The sequence below is a fragment of the Phenylobacterium sp. genome (assembly GCF_031425575.1).
GTDB lineage: Bacteria > Pseudomonadota > Alphaproteobacteria > Caulobacterales > Caulobacteraceae > Phenylobacterium.
Map to the genome: position 1 here is coordinate 1 of NZ_JANPJP010000081.1, position 15,844 is coordinate 15,844.

A 15,844-nucleotide genomic window follows, 5' to 3' on the forward strand; every position below is an offset into this window, starting at 1 on the left:
AGGATCGAGGGGCCGTCGGCGATGGCCTTGGCCTGGGTCCACGGCTTGAAGGCGTAGCCCAGGGTGAACATGTCGCTGTCGGAGCGGATGCCCGGATATCGGAACAGATCCCAGGTGCCGCCGATCGCGTCGCGGCCCTCCAGGATCACATAGGATCGGTCGGGGCAGTTGGCCTGCAGGTGGTAGCCCGCGCCGATGCCCGACAGGCCCGCGCCGACGATCACCACGTCGAAATGTTCGTTCGCCATACCCAATCCTCGAAGTGTTGCGTGGCAGCATAGACACATGCCGCGCGGGGAAAGGAAGCCCCCAAGCCGCCGCACTCGCCAAGCTTGGCCAGGGGTGGAAACATCGCGCCATGACCGAGACCAAATCCAAGCGCATTCCGTTCGACGCCGACCTCGTCCGCCGCCTTGTGGCCAGCCAGTTTCCCCAGTGGGCCCACCTGCCCGTCCGCCCGGTGGTCTTCGGCGGCAAGAACAACACCACCTTCCACCTCGGCGATGAGATGAGCGTGCGGCTGCCCAGCGCGCGGGCCTATGTGGCGCAGGTGGAGAAGGAGCAGGCCTGGCTGCCGAGGCTTGCCCCTCATCTGCCCCTGCCGATCCCCGAGCCCGTGGGCCTGGGGGAACCGGGCGAAGGCTATCCCTGGCCTTGGTCGGTCTATCGCTGGATCGAGGGCGAGACCGCCAGTCTGGAGCGTATCCCCGACCTGCCGCAATTCGCCCGCGACCTGGCGGAGTTCCTGAAGGCGCTGCAGGCCCTCGACGTGACCGACGGCCCGGCCGCCGGCCAGCACAACTTCTTCCGTGGCGGCCCGCTCGCCACCTATGACGACCAGACCCGCAAGGCGATCGAGGACCTGGGCGACAGCATCGACGGGGCCACGGCCCTCGCGATCTGGGACCAGGCCCTGGCGGCCGAATGGACCAACCCGCCCGTCTGGCTGCACGGCGACGTGGCGGCCGGCAACCTTCTGGTGAGGGACGGCAGGCTCAGCGCCGTCATCGATTTCGGCATCCTCGGCGTCGGCGATCCTGCCTGCGACCTGGCCATCGCCTGGACCCTGCTGCACGGCGAAGCGCGCGCGGTGTTCCGCGAGGCCTTGCCGCTGGATCCCGGGACCTGGGCGCGGGGCCGCGGCTGGACGATCTGGAAGGCGCTGATCGTGGCGGCGGGCCTGCCCGGGTCGAGCGAGGAGGAGCAGGCGAGGAGCCGGGCAATCATTGTGGATTTGGTGGGGGAGCACACATAACCCCGCTCATCCCCGCGAAAGCGGGGACCCAGGCTTTTTCTCCCAGCTCAAGTCACGGCGCGCATCTGGCTGTTTGAACTCAGCAAACCAAAAACACCTGGGTCCCCGCTTTCGCGGGGATGAGCGGTACGTGGGAGCCCTAAGCCAACTGCGCCTTACGTTCACGACGGCGGCGCGACAGGATGTGCTCGGTGTAGCCGTTGGGCTGCGACCGTCCCTCGAACACCAGCTCCAGCGCCGCCTGGTAGGCCACGCTCTCGGGGTTTCCGGCCATGGGCTGATAGAGCGCGTCGCCGGCGTTCTGGCCGTCCACGACCTTGGCCATGCGGGCGAAGGTCTCGCGGACCTGGTCCTGCGTGCAGACGCCGTGGTGCAGCCAGTTGGCGATGTGCTGGCTGGAGATCCGCAGGGTGGCGCGGTCCTCCATCAGGCCCACGTCGTGGATGTCGGGCACCTTGGAGCAGCCAACGCCCTGGTCGATCCAGCGCACCACATAGCCGAGGATTCCCTGGACGTTGTTGTCCAGTTCCTGGGTGATATCCTCGGCGTTCCAGTTGGAGCGGGCCAGCGGCGGAGTCAGCAGGTCATCGAGGCCGGTGGCGGACTTGGCGGCCGCCATGCTCGACTGCAGGCCGGGCACGTCCACCTCGTGGTAGTGCAGGGCGTGCAGCACGGCGGCCGTGGGCGACGGCACCCAGGCGGTGTTGGCGCCGGCCTTGGGGTGGCCGACCTTGGTGGCCAGCATGTTCTGCATCTGGTCGGGGGCGGCCCACATGCCCTTGCCGATCTGCGCCTTGCCGGGGAAGCCGGTGGCCAGGCCGATCTCGACATTGCGCTTCTCATAGGCCGGCAGCCAGGGCTCGGCCTTGATCGCGTCCTTGCGGACCACGGGGCCGGCTTCCATGGCGGTGTGGATTTCGTCGCCGGTGCGGTCGAGGAAGCCGGTGTTGATGAACACGATCCGCTCGCGGGCGGCGTGGATGCAGGCCGCCAGGTTGGCGCTGGTGCGGCGCTCCTCGTCCATGATGCCCAGCTTGACGGTGTTGCGGTCCAGGCCGAGCGCGTCCTCCACCAAATCAAACAGGCGGACCGCCAGGGCGACCTCGTCGGGCCCGTGCATCTTGGGCTTCACGACATAGACCGAGCCCGCTGGGCTGTTGAGACGCTTGCCCTTCAGGTCGTGCAGGGCGGCAGTGACGGTGACCAGGGCGTCCACCACGGTCTCGAACACCGGCGCGCCGTTGAAGCGCACGGCGTCCAGCAGCATGTGGTGCCCGACATTGCGCACCAGCATCAGGCTGCGGCCGCGCAGGGTCAGGCCCCCGCCCTTGGCCGAGGCATAGGTGCGGTCGGCGTCGAGGCGCCGGGTCTCGGTCTGGCCGCCCTTCTGGAAGCTGGCCGACAGGTCGCCGCGCATCAGGCCCAGCCAGTTGCGGTAGACGCCCGCCTTGTCTTCGGCGTCCACCGCGGCGACGGAATCCTCGCAGTCCTGGATCGCCGTGAGCGCGGCCTCCACCAGCACGTCGGAGACGCCCGCAGCGTCGTCCTTGCCGATATTGTGGGCGCGGTCGATCTGGATCTCCAGGTGCAGGCTGTTGTGGGCCAGCAGCACGCCCTCCGGCGCGTCCGCCGATCCCCGCCAGCCGGCGAACTGGCCCGCGTCCTTCAGGCCGGTGGTGGCGCCGTCCTGCAGGCCGACCGCCAGGGCGCCGTCCTTCACCACATAACTCGTGGCGTCCGAATGCGAGCCCGTCGCGAGCGGCGCGACGCGGTCCAGTAGGCCGCGGGCGAAGGCCACCACCTTGGCCCCGCGCACCGGATCATAGCCCTTGCCGCCGGTCGGCGGCTCCAGGGCGTCGGTGCCGTAGAGGGCGTCATAGAGGCTGCCCCAGCGGGCGTTGGCGGCGTTGAGCGCAAACCGGCCGTTCGAAACCGGCACCACCAGCTGCGGCCCGGCGACCTTGGCGATCTCCGGATCGACGTTCACCGTGCTGATCTCGAAGGGGGCGGGCTCGGGCAGCAGGTAGCCGATCTCGCGCAGGAAGGCGATCTCCTCGGCGACGCTGAAATCCTTGCCCTTGCGCGCCTTCCACCAGGCGTCGATCTTTTCCTGCAAGGCGTCGCGGCGGGCCAGCAGTTCGGCGTTGCGCGGTGTGAAGTCGGCCAGGATCGACTCCAGGGCGCCCCAGAACTTGGCGGCGTCCACCCCGGTCCCGGTGAGCAGCTCCTGCTCCACGAAGGCGTGCAGGATGTCGTCGACGGTCAGGGTGCTGCTGATGTCCATGTGCGTACCGGGCTCTCGGATTGGGCGTTCAAGGGCCCGCCGCACCGGCGACGCACCCCACTCAACGGCCGCTTTACTGCACGGAAGCGCGCGGCTTTGAAGCCCCCAATTTCAGGGAGGGGCCAAGTTTCAGCTGTCGGAGAAGCCGAAGGGCAGGCTGGTGCGGCGGATGTCATCGGGCAGGATCTGACGGCCGATGGGGGGCGCCGAGCGGGCCGTGCATTCGGTGCGGTGGCACAGGCGGCAGGTCACCCCGATGGGGGTCGCGGCCTCCGGCGGCAGGTTCTGGGTATAGACCAGCTTGCCGGCGTGCTCGGCGGCGCAGCCGAGCGCGATGGCCCGCTCCACCCGGGGACTGCCGAAGGATCCGCCGCCGGCCGTCACCGTGCGGGCGATGGAGAAGAACCGCTGGCCGTCGGGCAGTTCCAGCCACTGGGTGACGATCTCGCGGGGCGTCTTGAACACCTGGTGCAGCGACCACAGCGGACACCCCCCGCCGTGCCGCGCGAAGGGGAAGCCCGCCCCGTCCAGCCGCTTGGAGACGTTGCCGGCCGGATCGACCCGGATGAAGAAGAACGGCACCCGCTCCTGTCCCGGCTTCTGCAGGGTGGTCAGCCGGTGGGCGGTCTGTTCGAAGCTGGCGCCGAACTGCCGAGCCAGGGCCTCGACGTCGTAGCGTCTCGCCTCCACCGCCCGGGCGAAGGCCGAATAGGGCATGATCACCGCGGCGGCCGCTTAGCTGGCCAGGGCGCGGCGGGTCAGGCGCTCGCCGCTTTCGGTGACGAAGGTCCCCTCGGCCAGGACGGCGTCCACCTCCTCGCGCATTTCCAGATAGGCCAGCTGCAGGGCCAGCTGGAACATCTGGCTGGCCGTATCCAGGCCGTCGTCCAGCAGGATCTCCTTGCGGTGCCAGTCCAGGCGGCGGATCGAGCCCACCATGACGGCCGAGGGCATGCGGCGAACCCGCAGGCCATGCCGCGCCTTGAGGTAGCCCACCAGGTTGTCCTGTCCGGCGACCCCCTGGGCGATGCGCTCGGCGGCGTCGTCCAGGCTGGGGAAGCTGTTGCGCCGGGCGGCCAGGAAGCGCCGGGATTCGGCGACGGGATCGGTGGCGTCGCTCCCCTCCCCGCCGGTCTCGTGGGTTTCGGCCCCCCGGTCAGCCAGGGCCAGCTGCTCCTCGCGATAGGTGGTGTAGAGCCGCAGCAGGGCCTCGGTGATGCCGGGGAAGTTGCCGGTGAGGTCGGAGGTTTCCAGGGCCGGCAGGTCGATGTCGGCGAACATCGGGTCCTTCAGCACCGCCTGCAGCCGCGCGGTCTCGTCGGCCCCGCTGGTCCCCGCCAGGGTCGACATGTCCAGCTTGTAGGTCTGGGCCAGGCGCAGCAGCATCTCGGCCGACAGCGGCCGGTGATTGCGCTCCAGCAGGGCGACGTAGGAGGCCGAGACCTCCAGGTCGCGGGCCATGTCGGCCTGGGTCAGGCCGAGGTCCCGGCGCAGGCGGCGCAGGCTGGGGCCCACGTAGAGGCGGCGTTCGGCGGCCATGTTAATTACAATTCCCGTTGTCGAAACATTACAACATGACAAAGAGCCCACGTAAAGTTCGACAACTAGACCTCGCAGGCTCTCCCCAAGGCGTGAACGGCTCTGCTATTGCCCCGCTCAACATCACTCCTGGCATCGAGGCCGACATGGCGTACCAAGATCATATCATTCAGATGGGCCAGCTCATCTCGTCGAAGAAGGGTCCGTGGGAGGCGATCGACGCCGAATCCGTGGCTCGCATGCGCGTCCAGAACCGCTTCAAGACCGGCCTGGAAATCGCCCGCTACACCGCCGGCATCATGCGCAAGGACATGGCGGCCTATGACGCCGACTCGTCGCAGTACACCCAGTCCCTGGGCTGCTGGCACGGCTTCATCGGCCAGCAGAAGCTGATCTCCATCAAGAAGCACTTCGGCACCACCGACCGCCGCTACCTCTACCTGTCGGGCTGGATGGTCGCCGCCCTGCGTTCGGAATTCGGCCCCCTGCCCGACCAGTCGATGCACGAGAAGACCTCGGTGCCGGCCCTGATCGAAGAGCTCTACACCTTCCTGCGCCAGGCCGACGCCCGTGAGCTGGGCGGCATGTTCCGCGACCTCGACGCCGCCCGCGCGGCCGGCGACAAGGCCAAGGAAAAGGCCATCATCGACGCCGTCGACAACTACCAGACCCACGTCGTCCCGGTCATCGCCGACATCGACGCGGGGTTCGGCAACGCTGAGGCCACCTACCTGCTGGCCAAGAAGATGATCGAAGCCGGCGCCTGCGCCCTGCAGATCGAAAACCAGGTCTCCGACGAAAAGCAGTGCGGTCACCAGGACGGCAAGGTCACCGTGCCGCACGAGGACTTCCTGCAGAAGGTTCGCGCCTGCCGCTACGCCTTCCTCGAGCTGGGCGTTGAAGACGGCGTCATCGTCACCCGCACCGACTCGCTCGGCGCCGGCCTGACCAAGCAGATCGCCGTCTCCACCACCCCGGGCGACCTGGGCGACCAGTACAACAGCTTCCTCGACTGCGAAGAAGTCGCCCCGGCCGACATGAAGAACGGCGACGTGGTCCTGAACCGCGACGGCAAGCTGCTGCGTCCGAAGCGTCTGCCTTCGAACCTGTTCCAGTTCCGCGAAGGCACCGGTGAAGACCGCTGCGTCCTGGACTCGATCACCTCGCTGCAGAACGGCGCCGACCTGCTATGGATCGAAACCGAAAAGCCCCACGTCGAGCAGATCGCCGGCATGATGGACCGCGTCCGCGCCGTCATCCCCAACGCCAAGCTGGTCTACAACAACAGCCCGTCCTTCAACTGGACCCTGAACTTCCGCCAGCAGGTCTATGACGCCTACAAGGCGGCCGGTAAGGACGTCTCGGCCTATGACCGCGACAAGCTGATGAGCGTGGACTACGACACCACCGACTTGGCCGTGGAAGCCGACGAACGCATCCGCACCTTCCAGGCCGATGGCGCCAAGCGCGCGGGCATCTTCCACCACCTGATCACCCTGCCGACCTACCACACCGCGGCCCTGTCCACGGACAACCTGGCCAAGGAATACTTCGGGTCGCAGGGCATGCTCGGCTACGTGAAGAACGTCCAGCGCAAGGAGATCCGCGAAGGGATCGCCTGCGTGAAGCACCAGAACATGTCGGGCTCCGACATCGGCGACGACCACAAGGAATACTTCGCCGGCGAAGCGGCCCTGAAGGCCGGCGGCGTCCACAACACCATGGGCCAGTTCGCCTAGGCGACCTGATCTACGGACGACAACAGGACGGCCCGGAGCTCACGCTCCGGGCCGTTTTGCTTTGGGATTTCGCGCTACTGGACTAACCTTAGCCTATGCGTTTGGCGAACATACTGACAGGTCTCGCAGGCCTCCTGTGGTTCGGCCTGTTTCTACTGGGCTGGGACCTAATCAAGGGCGTCGTCGCTCGGGGGGTGCTTGGGTACCCGAACGCCGGCCAGATCGAATTCTACGTCGTATGGCCCGCGCTAGTGGTCATGGCGCTGACCACGAGCGCATGGGTCTGCAACGGAACTCGTCGATGGCCGCGGCTCTTGTTGGCATCAACAGGCGTTTCTCTCGCCGCTCTCCTGCCGTTCATGTTCTTCTATACCGGCGGCGTCTAGGATCACGGACAATTCCGGGCCGCTTTTGTTTGGGCCGTCGGGCAGCGGCTCAGTTGGCCTGCGCGCAAGGCCGGCGCCAACTCAGCCGCTCCTGGAGAAGAGACCCAGCATGAACTTGCCCCATCGCCCAAGCGCCGTGATCTTCGACATGGACGGCCTGCTGTTCGATACCGAGGCGCTCTGGCAGGAGGGTCTGCTGGCCGCCGCCGCCGAGGCTGGGCGCACGATTCCGGACGAGGTCTACACCGGGTCGATCGGCGTGCGGCGGTCGCAATGCGGGCCCCTGTTCCGATCGCACTTCGGCGAGGACTTCCGGTTCGAGGACTTCCACGCCGAATGGCGGCGGCACTTCTGGCTGGTGGCCGAAAACAGGCCCGCCATGAAGCCGGGCGTGCTGGAACTGCTGGACGCCCTGGACCGGCTCGGGCTGCCGCGCGCCATCGCCACCTCGTCCTCCCGCGCGACGGTCGATCGTCACCTGGCCGCGCACGGCCTGACCGAGCGGTTCGACGCGATCGTTTGCCGTGGCGACTACGAGAACGGCAAGCCCGCCCCCGATCCCTTCCTCAAGTCCGCTGAACGGCTCGGCGTCGAATCCCGGTTCTGCCTGGCCCTCGAGGACTCCCACATCGGCGTCCGGTCGGCGGCGGCGGCCGGCATGATGACCGTCATGGTCCCCGATCTGATGGCGCCGACCGAGGACATTCGCGAGCTCTGCGTCCTTGTCGTGCTCGACCTCCATGAGGTCCGCGACCTGGTTGGTGAGCCTGGGCGGTAGTTGGTCGTCCAGGGTCACGCCACAACTCGCGTGACGCCGTTCGGCGACTGGTACATCCTGCCCTGGAGGCTTCCGGGGGGAAGGCATGGACGGCGAACGGAACCAACCGACGGTCAGCGGACCCGAGCCCTCGGGTTTGTCGACGCTGTGGGCTCGGCTCAAGGCGGCGCTGGCCGCCCTGGCCGCGCGGCGGCCGAGGTCCGCCGACCCGGCGCCTCGCCAGAAGGCCACCCGGCGAGCGACCAAGGCCCGTCAGGACCCGGCGGCGGCGGCCGAGGTGAAGGCCTGGCGCAAGGTCCATGGACGGCCGGCGTTCTGGATGGCCCCCTTCTTCCTGGTGTTCGCCGCCCTCTATGCGGTCCCGCATCTGGCGCTGATGCTCGAGCCGCAGGCGCCGCGCAGCCTGATCAACGACCTGGTCGCCGCCTTGCCGGACTGGGCCAAACCGCTTTCAGCGATGCTGGCCGGGTGGCTGTGGGCGCCGTGGTGGCTCGGGCTGATCGCCCTGCTCTTCCGGCTGCGGGCCGCCTGGACGGCCGGGAAGGCCGTGCTGGACGCCGTCGGCTGGGGCATGGCCGCCCTGGTGGTCGAGGGCGGGGCCTGGCTGTACTTCGGCCGCGAGGCGCTGGAGGCCTTCAGCGTGGCCGAACAGACCGGCGCCTGGCGGCTGCTGGCGGCGGAATTCATCTTCCTGTTCCTGACCGCCGTGCTGTTTGGGCCCAACACCTACCAGCGCGTCCGGTTCGAACACCGCTAGAGCGGGTTCTAGCTCGTCGCCAGGGCGTGGAACTCCAGGATCGCGCCGTAGCCGCCGAGGCCATAGCCGGCGGTCAGCTGCTCCAGCTCCAGCATGTTGTGCATGAGCAGGATGGCCACCGAGCCGTTGGTGGGATCGGCTTGCCACCAGCCGCCATAGGCGCCGGGCCAGCCCACCGTCCCCACCCCGCCCTTACCGCGGATCACCGGGCCGGTGGCCGGATCCATCGTCACCGCGACCCCCAGGCCAAAGCCGCAGCCGGGACCGAAGGTGGGCATGCCGAACATCTGGGTTTCCAGCCGCTGAGCCTCGGTCAGCCGGTTGGTGGTCATTAGCGCCAGCGTCTGCGGCGAGAGCAGGCCTCCGTCTACGAAGGTCCGCGCGAAGGCCAGGTAGTCGTCCACCGTCGACCACAGCCCCGCCCCGCCCGAGGCGAACGCCATGTCGTCTGGCCGCTCAGGCAGGGCCGCGCCCCCCGGCACGGCGGGGAGCTTCTTCAACTTGCCCTCCATGTCGAAGCCATAGAGCCCGGCGCGCCGATGGCGCTTCTCCGGCGGCACGGAGAAGCCGGTGTCGGTCATGCCCAGGGGCTCGAGCACCCGGTGGCGCAACACCTCCTCAAGCGGCGCGCCCTCCATGCGGGCCAGCAGCAAGCCCAGCAGATCGGTGGACCGGCCATAGGTGAAGGCCGCTCCCGGCTGGCCGATCAGCGGCAGGGTGGCGAGCGCCGCGATCCAGGCGTCGGGCGACAGCGGACTGTCGAGATCAGGACCCAACACCTCGCGGTGGACGGCGTCGATGGGGCCGGTGTGGAAGCCCGCCTGGGTCAGCCCCGCCCGGTGGGTCAGCAGGTCCTCGAAGGTGATCTGGCGGTCGGCGGGGGTGGTGTCGTCCAACGGCCCGTCCGGATCGCGCAGCACCCGCATCGCCAGGAACTCCGGCGCCACGCGGGAGATCGGGTCCTCCAGGGAAAAGCGGCCCTCCTGCAGCATCGTCAGGGCGGCCATCGAGACGATGGGCTTGGACATCGAGGCGATGCGGAAGATGGAGTCCCGCTGCATCGGCAGGCCCGCCTCGATGTCGCGCCAGCCGACGGCGGCGACCCTGGCCTCCCCGCCGCGCCAGACCAGGCCGACGACGCCTGCGAGGTCCCCGGCCGCCACCACCGCCCCCAGCGCCTGTTCGATCGCGTCCATGCCCGACTCCATAAAATAGGATGCCTATAAAATAGACTTCCTATTAATTGGCAATCGCCTAGATTCCTCCCATGAACCAGGAGACCCGTCGCAAGCCCAAGGGTGACAAGCGCGCCCGCACCCGCGCCGCCCTGATGGAGGCCGCGCGCCAGCTGATCCGCGAGAAGGGCTTCGAGGCGGTCACTCTGGAGGATGTCGCGCGCCGCGCCGGCATGACCAGCGGGGCGATCTACGGCAACTTCAGGAACCGCCAGGATCTGTTCCTGGCCATCGCCCAGACCGACTGGGCGCCCATCAAGCCGGTGATCGCGCCGGGCTCCAGCTTCGCCGAGATCATGCGCGCCTTCGCCCAGGCGACCCTGGCCGCCGCCCCCGACCTACGGCTCGCAGCCCCGGCCCGGCTCAATGGCATGGCCCACACCCTCAACCACGAAGAGGTCCGCGCCCGGGTTCGCGAGATCACCGCCGAGAGCTATGCCGGCGGCGCGGCCTGGCTGGCCGACATCATGGCGGCCGGAGACAGCCCCATGCCGCCCGAGGTCCTGGTGGTGGTGATCCACGCCCTGACCGAGGGCCTGCTGTTCCAGCGGTTCATGACCCCGGACCTGGTCCCCGACGAGGTGTTCTACGCAGCCTTCGCGGCGCTCGCGCCCAAGCCGCGCTAGGCGCCCCCCAGCCGGACGGCCGCCGTCTTTATTCTTCGGCCCCCTGTCGGCTGAGGGCATACTCGTTCGTCCTAGCCTCGATCAGGGACGCCGAAATGCTTTACGCCATCCTCTGCTACAACTCCGAAGAGATCGTCTATTCCTGGAGCCAGGAAGAGGACGACAAGGTCATGGCCGACCTTGATGTCGTCCACCAGAAGCTGCACGCCCAGGGCCGACTGGGCCCCTCCCTGCGCCTGCTGCCCACCACCGCGGCCACCAGCCTGCACCGCGAGGGCGGCCTGATCACCGACGGCCCCTTCGTGGAGACCAAGGAGCAGCTGCTCGGCTTCTACGTCCTGGAGTGCAAGGACCTCGAGGAGGCCATCGAGACCGCCAAGGAGCTCACCAAGGCCAACCCCGGCTCGGGCGGCGGCTATGAGATCCGTCCGATCCGCCTCTTCCTGCCGGGGGGCGACGTGGCATGAGCGACCTGGCCTGGATCGAGCAGGCGATCACCGCCGCCCGGCCCCAGGCCGTCGGCGCCTTGCTGCGCTATTTCCGCGACCTCGACACCGCCGAGGAGGCCTTCCAGAACGCCTGCCTGCGGGCGCTGAAGTCTTGGCCCGAGAACGGCCCGCCCCGCGACGCCGCCGCCTGGCTGATCATGGTGGGCCGCAACGCCGCCATCGACCAGGTCCGCCGCCAGGCCAAGCAGACCGCCCTTCCGCCCGAGGACCAGCTCTCCGACCTTGATGACGTGGAAACCCCGATGGCCGACCGGCTGGACGGGGCCCACTACCGCGACGACATCCTGCGACTGCTGTTCATCTGCTGCCATCCCGACCTGCAGCCCACCCAGCAGATCGCCGTCGCGCTGCGGATCGTCTCGGGGCTTTCCGTCAAGCAGATCGCCCGCGCCTTCCTGGTGGGCGAGAGCGCCATGGAGCAGCGGATCACCCGGGCTAAGGCCAAGATCGCCCGCGCCGACGTGCCCTTTGAGACCCCCGGCGCTGCGGAGCGCTCCGAGCGCCTCGGCGCGGTGGCGGCCATGGTCTACCTGCTGTTCAACGAGGGCTATTCGGCGGGCGGGGCGGAGATCGCAGCTCGCAGTCCGCTCTGCGAGGAGGCCATCCGGCTTTCCCGCCTGCTGCTGCGCCTGTTCCAGGCCGAGCCGGAGATCATGGGCCTGACCGCCCTGCTGCTCCTGCAGCACGCCCGTGCGGCGGCCCGCTTCGATGCCGCAGGCGACGTGATCCTCCTGGAGGATCAGGACCGCTCGCTGTGGAGCGCGCGCAACATCGCCGAGGGCCTGGCCTTGATCGACAAGGCCATGCGCCACCGCCGACCGGGCGCCTATCAGGTCCAGGCCGCCATCGCCGCCCTGCATGCCCGGGCGGCCCGGTACGAGGACACCGACTGGGCCCAGATCGACCACCTCTATGCGACCCTGGAGATCATGACCCCCTCCCCGGTCATCACCCTGAACCGCGCGGTGGCGGTATCGAAGGTGCGCGGGGCCCAGGCGGCGCTGGACATGATCGAGCCCCTGGCCAATCGCCTGGGCGGCTACTTCCACTATTTCGGCGCCCGCGGCGCCCTGCTCCTGCAGCTTGGCCGGGCCGACGACGCCCGCGAGGCCTTCAACCGAGCCATCGCCCTGGCCAACACACCCGCCGAAGCCGCCCACATCCGCATGCACCTCGACCGGCTTCAGGAGGATAGCGCCAGGAGCGCGTGAGCCAGACGCAGTGAAAACGCTCGTCGATGTCGGACCGCGGCCGCGCTGTTCGTCCTGAGACCGGAGCGCCGCCGGGGCGCGAACTTGGAGCCTTGATATGACCCAGACCCTCGACCCCGTCTTCACGGGCGTCATCCCCTATCTCAGTGTCGAAGGCGCGGGCGCGGCCACCGAGTTCTACCAGAAGGCCTTCGGCGCCCGGGAGCTGCGCCGCATGCCCGCCGAGGACGGCAAGCGCTTCATGCACATCCACCTGGAGATCAACGGCGGCTCCCTGATGCTCAGCGACGCCTTCCCGGAGAGCGGTTACCCCCACCAGCCCTCGCACAGCTTCACCATGCAGCTGGTGGTCGCCGACCTCGACAGCTGGTGGAAGCGCGCCGTGGACGCGGGCGGCACGCCGACCTCCGAGCCGCAGGTGATGTTCTGGGGCGACTATTACGGCGCAATGGTCGACCCGTTCGGCGTCCACTGGGCCTTCAACCAGCCGGCCGAACAGCCGGCCTGAGCCAGCTACGTTCCTCCCCCGTTTACGGGGGAGGAAAAGGCCGGACGTTGTCGAGTTCGGCTCATCTCGTTCGTCGAGTCTGCAGGGCCGCGCCGGCCCAGCGCCAGGAGACACCGCCATGCCCCGCTACCTGCTCAGCATCATCCAGCCTGACGGCCCCGCCCCGTCACCGGAATTCCTGGCGCCCATCATGGCGGACCTGGCCAAGGTCAACGCCGACCTCAGCGCCGCCGGCGCCCGGGTGTTCTCCGCGGCCCTGACGCCACCCTCGGGCGCCAAGGTGCTGACCCCGCAGGACGGCGAGGTACAGGTCACCGATGGCCCCTTCGTCGAGGCCAAGCAGCAGATCGGCGGCTTCACGATCATCGAGGTCGCCGACGAGACCGCCGCCCTGGCCTGGGGCGCCCGCTTCGCCAAGGCCATCACCCTGCCGATCGAGGTCCGCGCCCTGCAGGCCGATCACTCGGCCTGAGGATCAGTGGGCCGAGCCGCCCCGGACCTTGTGCACCAGGTGGACGATGCCGACGATCACCGCCCCGGCCACCAGGCCCACCACCGCCGAGCCCACCGCGAAGCCAAGCCAGCCGGTGACGGCCCCGACGCCAGGGGCTCCGGCCGCCCAGTGGGACAGGCCTTCCACCAGGTGCGGGATCTCCATCCAGCCGTAGTGTTCCAGGCCGTGGACCAGAATGCCGCCGCCGACCCAAAGCATCGCCGCCGTGCCGATGGTCGCCAGGCCCGACAGCAGGAACGGCATGGCCTTCACCATGCCCCGCCCCAGGGCCTGGCCGGTACGCGTGCCGCCCTTCGACAGGTGCAGGCCGATGTCGTCCATCTTCACCAGCAGGCCCACCACGCCATAGACCACCACGGTGATCCCCAGGCCCACCACCGCCAGGGCGACGGCCTGGATCGGGAAGGGCCTGTCGGCGAGATCGGCCAGGGCGATGAACATGATCTCGGCTGACAGGATCAGGTCGGTGCGGATGGCGCCGGCCACCTTCTGGTCCTCCAGCTCGGTGGAGCTGAGCGCCAGCTCCTCCAGCTCCTCGCCCGCCTCGTGAGGCACGAAGACCTCCAGAATCTTCTCGCTGGCCTCGAAGGCCAGATAGGTCCCGCCTATCATCAGCAGCGGCGTCACTAGCCAGGGAGCGAAGACGCTGAGCGCCAGGGCGCCGGGAAGCAGGAAGATGAACTTGTTGCGCAGGGAGCCCAGCGCGATCTTCCAGACGATGGGCAGCTCACGGTCGGGCGTGAACCCCATGGCGTAGCCGGGGGTCACGGCGGCGTCGTCCACCACCACGCCCACGGCCTTCGACCCGGCCTTGCCGGCCGCACCGGCGATGTCGTCCACCGAGGCGGCCGCGATCTTGGCGATCGCCGCCACGTCGTCCAGCAGCGCGGCAAGGCCGGAAGCCATCGGTCAGTCCCTCAAAGAATGGTCAGCCTCCAATCGGTGAAAACAGCCGAGGTTCCAAGCGGAAACCCCACGGCCATGACCTGGCGGGTAATGGCGCCGCTTCCGCCCGGCCCCTAGTCTGATCCCAGGTGAAACGGGAGGCGAAGCGATGTCGAGGTTCTGGCGCAACTGGTTGACGGTCTGGGGTTGGGCGGTCGCCCTGTTCGGTCTGGTCCTGGCCGGGGCCGGGTTCGAGGTCACGAGCGGTCCGACCCGCCTGCTCTTCGGCGTGCTCAGTGGACCGCAGGACCTCGTCCTCGACGCCCAGATGCGGTTCGCCGTGGGGCTGATGGGGGCGGTCACCCTCGGCTGGGCGCTCACCTTGCTCGTGACCTTCGACGCGGCTCACAGGCTGGGCGCGGCAGGCGGCCCGACCTGGCGCGGCGTGCTCGCCAGCGCGGCGGTCTGGTACGTGATCGATTCAGGCCTCTCCATCGCCACCGGCTTTGGCCTCAACGCGGTCTCCAACACCCTGCTGATGGCGGGCCTGCTCACGCCCATCCTGGCCAGCGGCGTGCTGCGCAGGTCTTAGCCGTCCTTCCAGCCGCGCGGCCCCTGTCCGGTCCACCGCTTGAAGGCCCGCGAAAAGGCGCTGCGGTCGGAGAAGCCCAGCAGGTAGGCGGTCTCGTTCACCGACAGCCGCGCCAGATAGGTCTTGGCCAGATCCTGGCGCAGGTCGTCCAGCACCTGGTCGAAACTCACCCCTTCGGCCTTCAGCCGGCGGTACAGGGTCGGGCGGCTGAGGTTCATGGCCCTGGCCGTCGCCGCCATGCCGGCCGCCCCCAGGTGGAGGCGCGGCAACAGCAGGCGCTCCACCTCGCCGCGCACGGTGCGGGTGGCCTCCAGCCGCGCCATCAGGGCTTGGGCCCGGTCGTTGAAGATGCCGAACACATACTGGTTGGCGCCGTGGGTCTTCAGAGACAGCCAGGACGGTTCGATCCGCAGGGCGTTGCGCGCGGCACCGAATACGACCGGCGCCCTGAGCACCGCGTCATAGGCCGCGGCATGGGCGGGCCTGGCATGGGTCACCTCCACCGCCGTCACGAAGGGGACGTCGCCGTGGCTGCGCGCCACCTCGCAAACAAACCGGGCGAAGGTCTCCTCGGTCAGCTCCGGGAAGGCGTTCGGGTCGGGCCGGCGGTCCTCCAGCCACAGCTCTGCGCCCTGGGGGACCAGTTCGAACCGCTCGCCACCCCCCAGGTCCACCTCGGCGATCAGCCGCCGGTAGCGGTTCAGCTGCTGCAGGGCCTCGCCCATGGTCCCGGCGGCGCGGCAGATCAGCCCCACCAGTGACACCTCCTCGAAGTTCGTCCCCGCCCCGAACCGCAGGCCCAGGTCCGGGGCGTCGCAGATCGCCTTGGCGGACCGCATCAGGGCCACATAGCTCGCCAGCGGCACGCGATCGTCCCGGTCGGTCAGGGAGTCGGGCGCGATCCCCGACCGCGCCAGCAGCTCGGCCCGCCCCGCCCCCTGCGACACCGCGAAGTCCAGCAGCGCCTGGGCGTAGCCCGCCGAGACGGTGGGCCGGTCGGTGCGGTTGATCCCTGGGGTCACAAGT

The 15,844-nt window shown here is 68.9% G+C and carries 16 protein-coding genes and 1 pseudogene; 10 read left to right on the plus strand and 7 right to left on the minus strand.

Features of this window, described 5'->3' with window-relative positions; genetic code table 11:
* A partial coding sequence (locus RMO97_RS04380) for an NAD(P)-binding protein (protein WP_310539323.1) occupies positions 1 to 248 on the minus strand: 248 nt, incomplete at its 3' end.
* Between the two features lie 110 nt (positions 249 to 358).
* Here RMO97_RS04380 and RMO97_RS04385 point away from each other — a divergent pair.
* Positions 359 to 1,255, plus strand: coding sequence for an aminoglycoside phosphotransferase family protein (locus tag RMO97_RS04385; protein ID WP_310539324.1), 897 nt, complete (start codon positions 359 to 361; stop codon positions 1,253 to 1,255).
* 139 nt (positions 1,256 to 1,394) lie between these two features.
* Here the strand turns inward: RMO97_RS04385 and RMO97_RS04390 are convergent, their stop codons facing one another.
* From RMO97_RS04390 to RMO97_RS04400, 3 genes and pseudogenes are all read right to left on the minus strand, one after another.
* Positions 1,395 to 3,539, minus strand: a complete 2,145-nt coding sequence (locus RMO97_RS04390) for a malate synthase G (protein ID WP_310539325.1) — start codon at positions 3,537 to 3,539, stop codon at positions 1,395 to 1,397.
* 129 nt (positions 3,540 to 3,668) lie between these two features.
* Positions 3,669 to 4,154: a DUF2083 domain-containing protein gene (locus tag RMO97_RS04395; protein WP_310539364.1), complete on the minus strand. Its 486-nt coding sequence runs from the start codon at positions 4,152 to 4,154 to the stop codon at positions 3,669 to 3,671.
* 6 nt (positions 4,155 to 4,160) lie between these two features.
* Positions 4,161 to 5,078, minus strand: a pseudogene (locus RMO97_RS04400) (ImmA/IrrE family metallo-endopeptidase); the annotation flags it as partial.
* 146 nt (positions 5,079 to 5,224) lie between these two features.
* Between RMO97_RS04400 and RMO97_RS04405 the strand changes: the two are divergent.
* From RMO97_RS04405 to RMO97_RS04415, 3 genes are all read left to right on the plus strand, one after another.
* Complete coding sequence (locus RMO97_RS04405) at positions 5,225 to 6,817, plus strand: isocitrate lyase (protein WP_305338124.1); 1,593 nt, start codon at positions 5,225 to 5,227, stop codon at positions 6,815 to 6,817.
* 495 nt (positions 6,818 to 7,312) lie between these two features.
* Positions 7,313 to 7,981 (plus strand): HAD family phosphatase, encoded by a 669-nt coding sequence (locus tag RMO97_RS04410; protein ID WP_310539326.1) that lies wholly within the window; start codon positions 7,313 to 7,315, stop codon positions 7,979 to 7,981.
* 85 nt (positions 7,982 to 8,066) lie between these two features.
* The gene (locus RMO97_RS04415; RefSeq protein ID WP_310539327.1) at positions 8,067 to 8,738 is read left to right on the plus strand and encodes a hypothetical protein; all 672 of its coding nucleotides are present in this window, start codon (positions 8,067 to 8,069) and stop codon (positions 8,736 to 8,738) included.
* Positions 8,739 to 8,746: 8 nt separating this feature from the next.
* Here the strand turns inward: RMO97_RS04415 and RMO97_RS04420 are convergent, their stop codons facing one another.
* Complete coding sequence (locus tag RMO97_RS04420) at positions 8,747 to 9,934, minus strand: serine hydrolase domain-containing protein (RefSeq protein WP_310539328.1); 1,188 nt, start codon at positions 9,932 to 9,934, stop codon at positions 8,747 to 8,749.
* Between the two features lie 71 nt (positions 9,935 to 10,005).
* Between RMO97_RS04420 and RMO97_RS04425 the strand changes: the two genes are divergently transcribed.
* The 5 genes from RMO97_RS04425 to RMO97_RS04445 all read left to right on the plus strand — a co-directional run bounded on the left by RMO97_RS04425 (position 10,006) and on the right by RMO97_RS04445 (position 13,299).
* Positions 10,006 to 10,599 carry a helix-turn-helix domain-containing protein gene (locus tag RMO97_RS04425; protein ID WP_310539329.1) on the plus strand — a complete coding sequence of 198 codons (594 nt, stop codon included), beginning with the start codon at positions 10,006 to 10,008 and terminating at the stop codon, positions 10,597 to 10,599.
* A 95-nt stretch (positions 10,600 to 10,694) separates the two neighbouring features.
* Complete coding sequence (locus tag RMO97_RS04430; RefSeq protein ID WP_304783130.1) at positions 10,695 to 11,066, plus strand: YciI family protein; 372 nt, start codon at positions 10,695 to 10,697, stop codon at positions 11,064 to 11,066.
* On the plus strand, positions 11,063 to 12,319 hold the full coding sequence (locus RMO97_RS04435; protein ID WP_310539330.1) for an RNA polymerase sigma factor: 1,257 nt from the start codon (positions 11,063 to 11,065) through the stop codon (positions 12,317 to 12,319). The genes RMO97_RS04430 and RMO97_RS04435 overlap by 4 nt, the downstream gene beginning before the upstream one ends.
* 97 nt (positions 12,320 to 12,416) lie before the next feature.
* The gene (locus tag RMO97_RS04440) at positions 12,417 to 12,827 is read left to right on the plus strand and encodes a VOC family protein (RefSeq protein WP_310539331.1); all 411 of its coding nucleotides are present in this window, start codon (positions 12,417 to 12,419) and stop codon (positions 12,825 to 12,827) included.
* A gap of 118 nt (positions 12,828 to 12,945) precedes the next feature.
* Entirely contained in the window at positions 12,946 to 13,299 is a 354-nt protein-coding gene (locus RMO97_RS04445) for a YciI family protein (RefSeq protein WP_310539332.1), read from the plus strand.
* 3 nt (positions 13,300 to 13,302) lie between these two features.
* Here RMO97_RS04445 and RMO97_RS04450 read toward each other — a convergent pair whose 3' ends face one another.
* Positions 13,303 to 14,247, minus strand: coding sequence for a DUF808 domain-containing protein (locus tag RMO97_RS04450; RefSeq protein WP_310539333.1), 945 nt, complete (start codon positions 14,245 to 14,247; stop codon positions 13,303 to 13,305).
* A 148-nt stretch (positions 14,248 to 14,395) separates the two neighbouring features.
* Here RMO97_RS04450 and RMO97_RS04455 point away from each other — a divergent pair, with 148 nt between their 5' ends.
* Positions 14,396 to 14,818 (plus strand): hypothetical protein, encoded by a 423-nt coding sequence (locus tag RMO97_RS04455; RefSeq protein ID WP_310539334.1) that lies wholly within the window; start codon positions 14,396 to 14,398, stop codon positions 14,816 to 14,818.
* On the opposite strand, the gene RMO97_RS04460 is transcribed toward RMO97_RS04455, so the two are convergent.
* Positions 14,815 to 15,840 (minus strand): AraC family transcriptional regulator, encoded by a 1,026-nt coding sequence (locus RMO97_RS04460; RefSeq protein WP_310539335.1) that lies wholly within the window; start codon positions 15,838 to 15,840, stop codon positions 14,815 to 14,817. The genes RMO97_RS04455 and RMO97_RS04460 overlap by 4 nt on opposite strands.
* Positions 15,841 to 15,844: the final 4 nt, after the last annotated feature.

What these genes read in the sequence shown, in the direction of transcription:
- RMO97_RS04440 (WP_310539331.1), top strand. Translation starts at nt 12,417, where the DNA reads ATGACCCAGACCCTCGACCCCGTCTTCACGGGCGTCATCCCCTATCTC.
- RMO97_RS04425 (WP_310539329.1), top strand. Translation starts at nt 10,006, where the DNA reads ATGAACCAGGAGACCCGTCGCAAGCCCAAGGGTGACAAGCGCGCCCGC.
- RMO97_RS04415 (WP_310539327.1), top strand. Translation starts at nt 8,067, where the DNA reads ATGGACGGCGAACGGAACCAACCGACGGTCAGCGGACCCGAGCCCTCG.
- RMO97_RS04435 (WP_310539330.1), top strand. Translation starts at nt 11,063, where the DNA reads ATGAGCGACCTGGCCTGGATCGAGCAGGCGATCACCGCCGCCCGGCCC.
- RMO97_RS04405 (WP_305338124.1), top strand. Translation starts at nt 5,225, where the DNA reads ATGGCGTACCAAGATCATATCATTCAGATGGGCCAGCTCATCTCGTCG.
- RMO97_RS04390 (WP_310539325.1), bottom strand. Translation starts at nt 3,539, where the DNA reads ATGGACATCAGCAGCACCCTGACCGTCGACGACATCCTGCACGCCTTC.
- RMO97_RS04445 (WP_310539332.1), top strand. Translation starts at nt 12,946, where the DNA reads ATGCCCCGCTACCTGCTCAGCATCATCCAGCCTGACGGCCCCGCCCCG.
- RMO97_RS04420 (WP_310539328.1), bottom strand. Translation starts at nt 9,934, where the DNA reads ATGGACGCGATCGAACAGGCGCTGGGGGCGGTGGTGGCGGCCGGGGAC.
- RMO97_RS04410 (WP_310539326.1), top strand. Translation starts at nt 7,313, where the DNA reads ATGAACTTGCCCCATCGCCCAAGCGCCGTGATCTTCGACATGGACGGC.
- RMO97_RS04455 (WP_310539334.1), top strand. Translation starts at nt 14,396, where the DNA reads ATGTCGAGGTTCTGGCGCAACTGGTTGACGGTCTGGGGTTGGGCGGTC.
- RMO97_RS04450 (WP_310539333.1), bottom strand. Translation starts at nt 14,247, where the DNA reads ATGGCTTCCGGCCTTGCCGCGCTGCTGGACGACGTGGCGGCGATCGCC.
- RMO97_RS04430 (WP_304783130.1), top strand. Translation starts at nt 10,695, where the DNA reads ATGCTTTACGCCATCCTCTGCTACAACTCCGAAGAGATCGTCTATTCC.
- RMO97_RS04385 (WP_310539324.1), top strand. Translation starts at nt 359, where the DNA reads ATGACCGAGACCAAATCCAAGCGCATTCCGTTCGACGCCGACCTCGTC.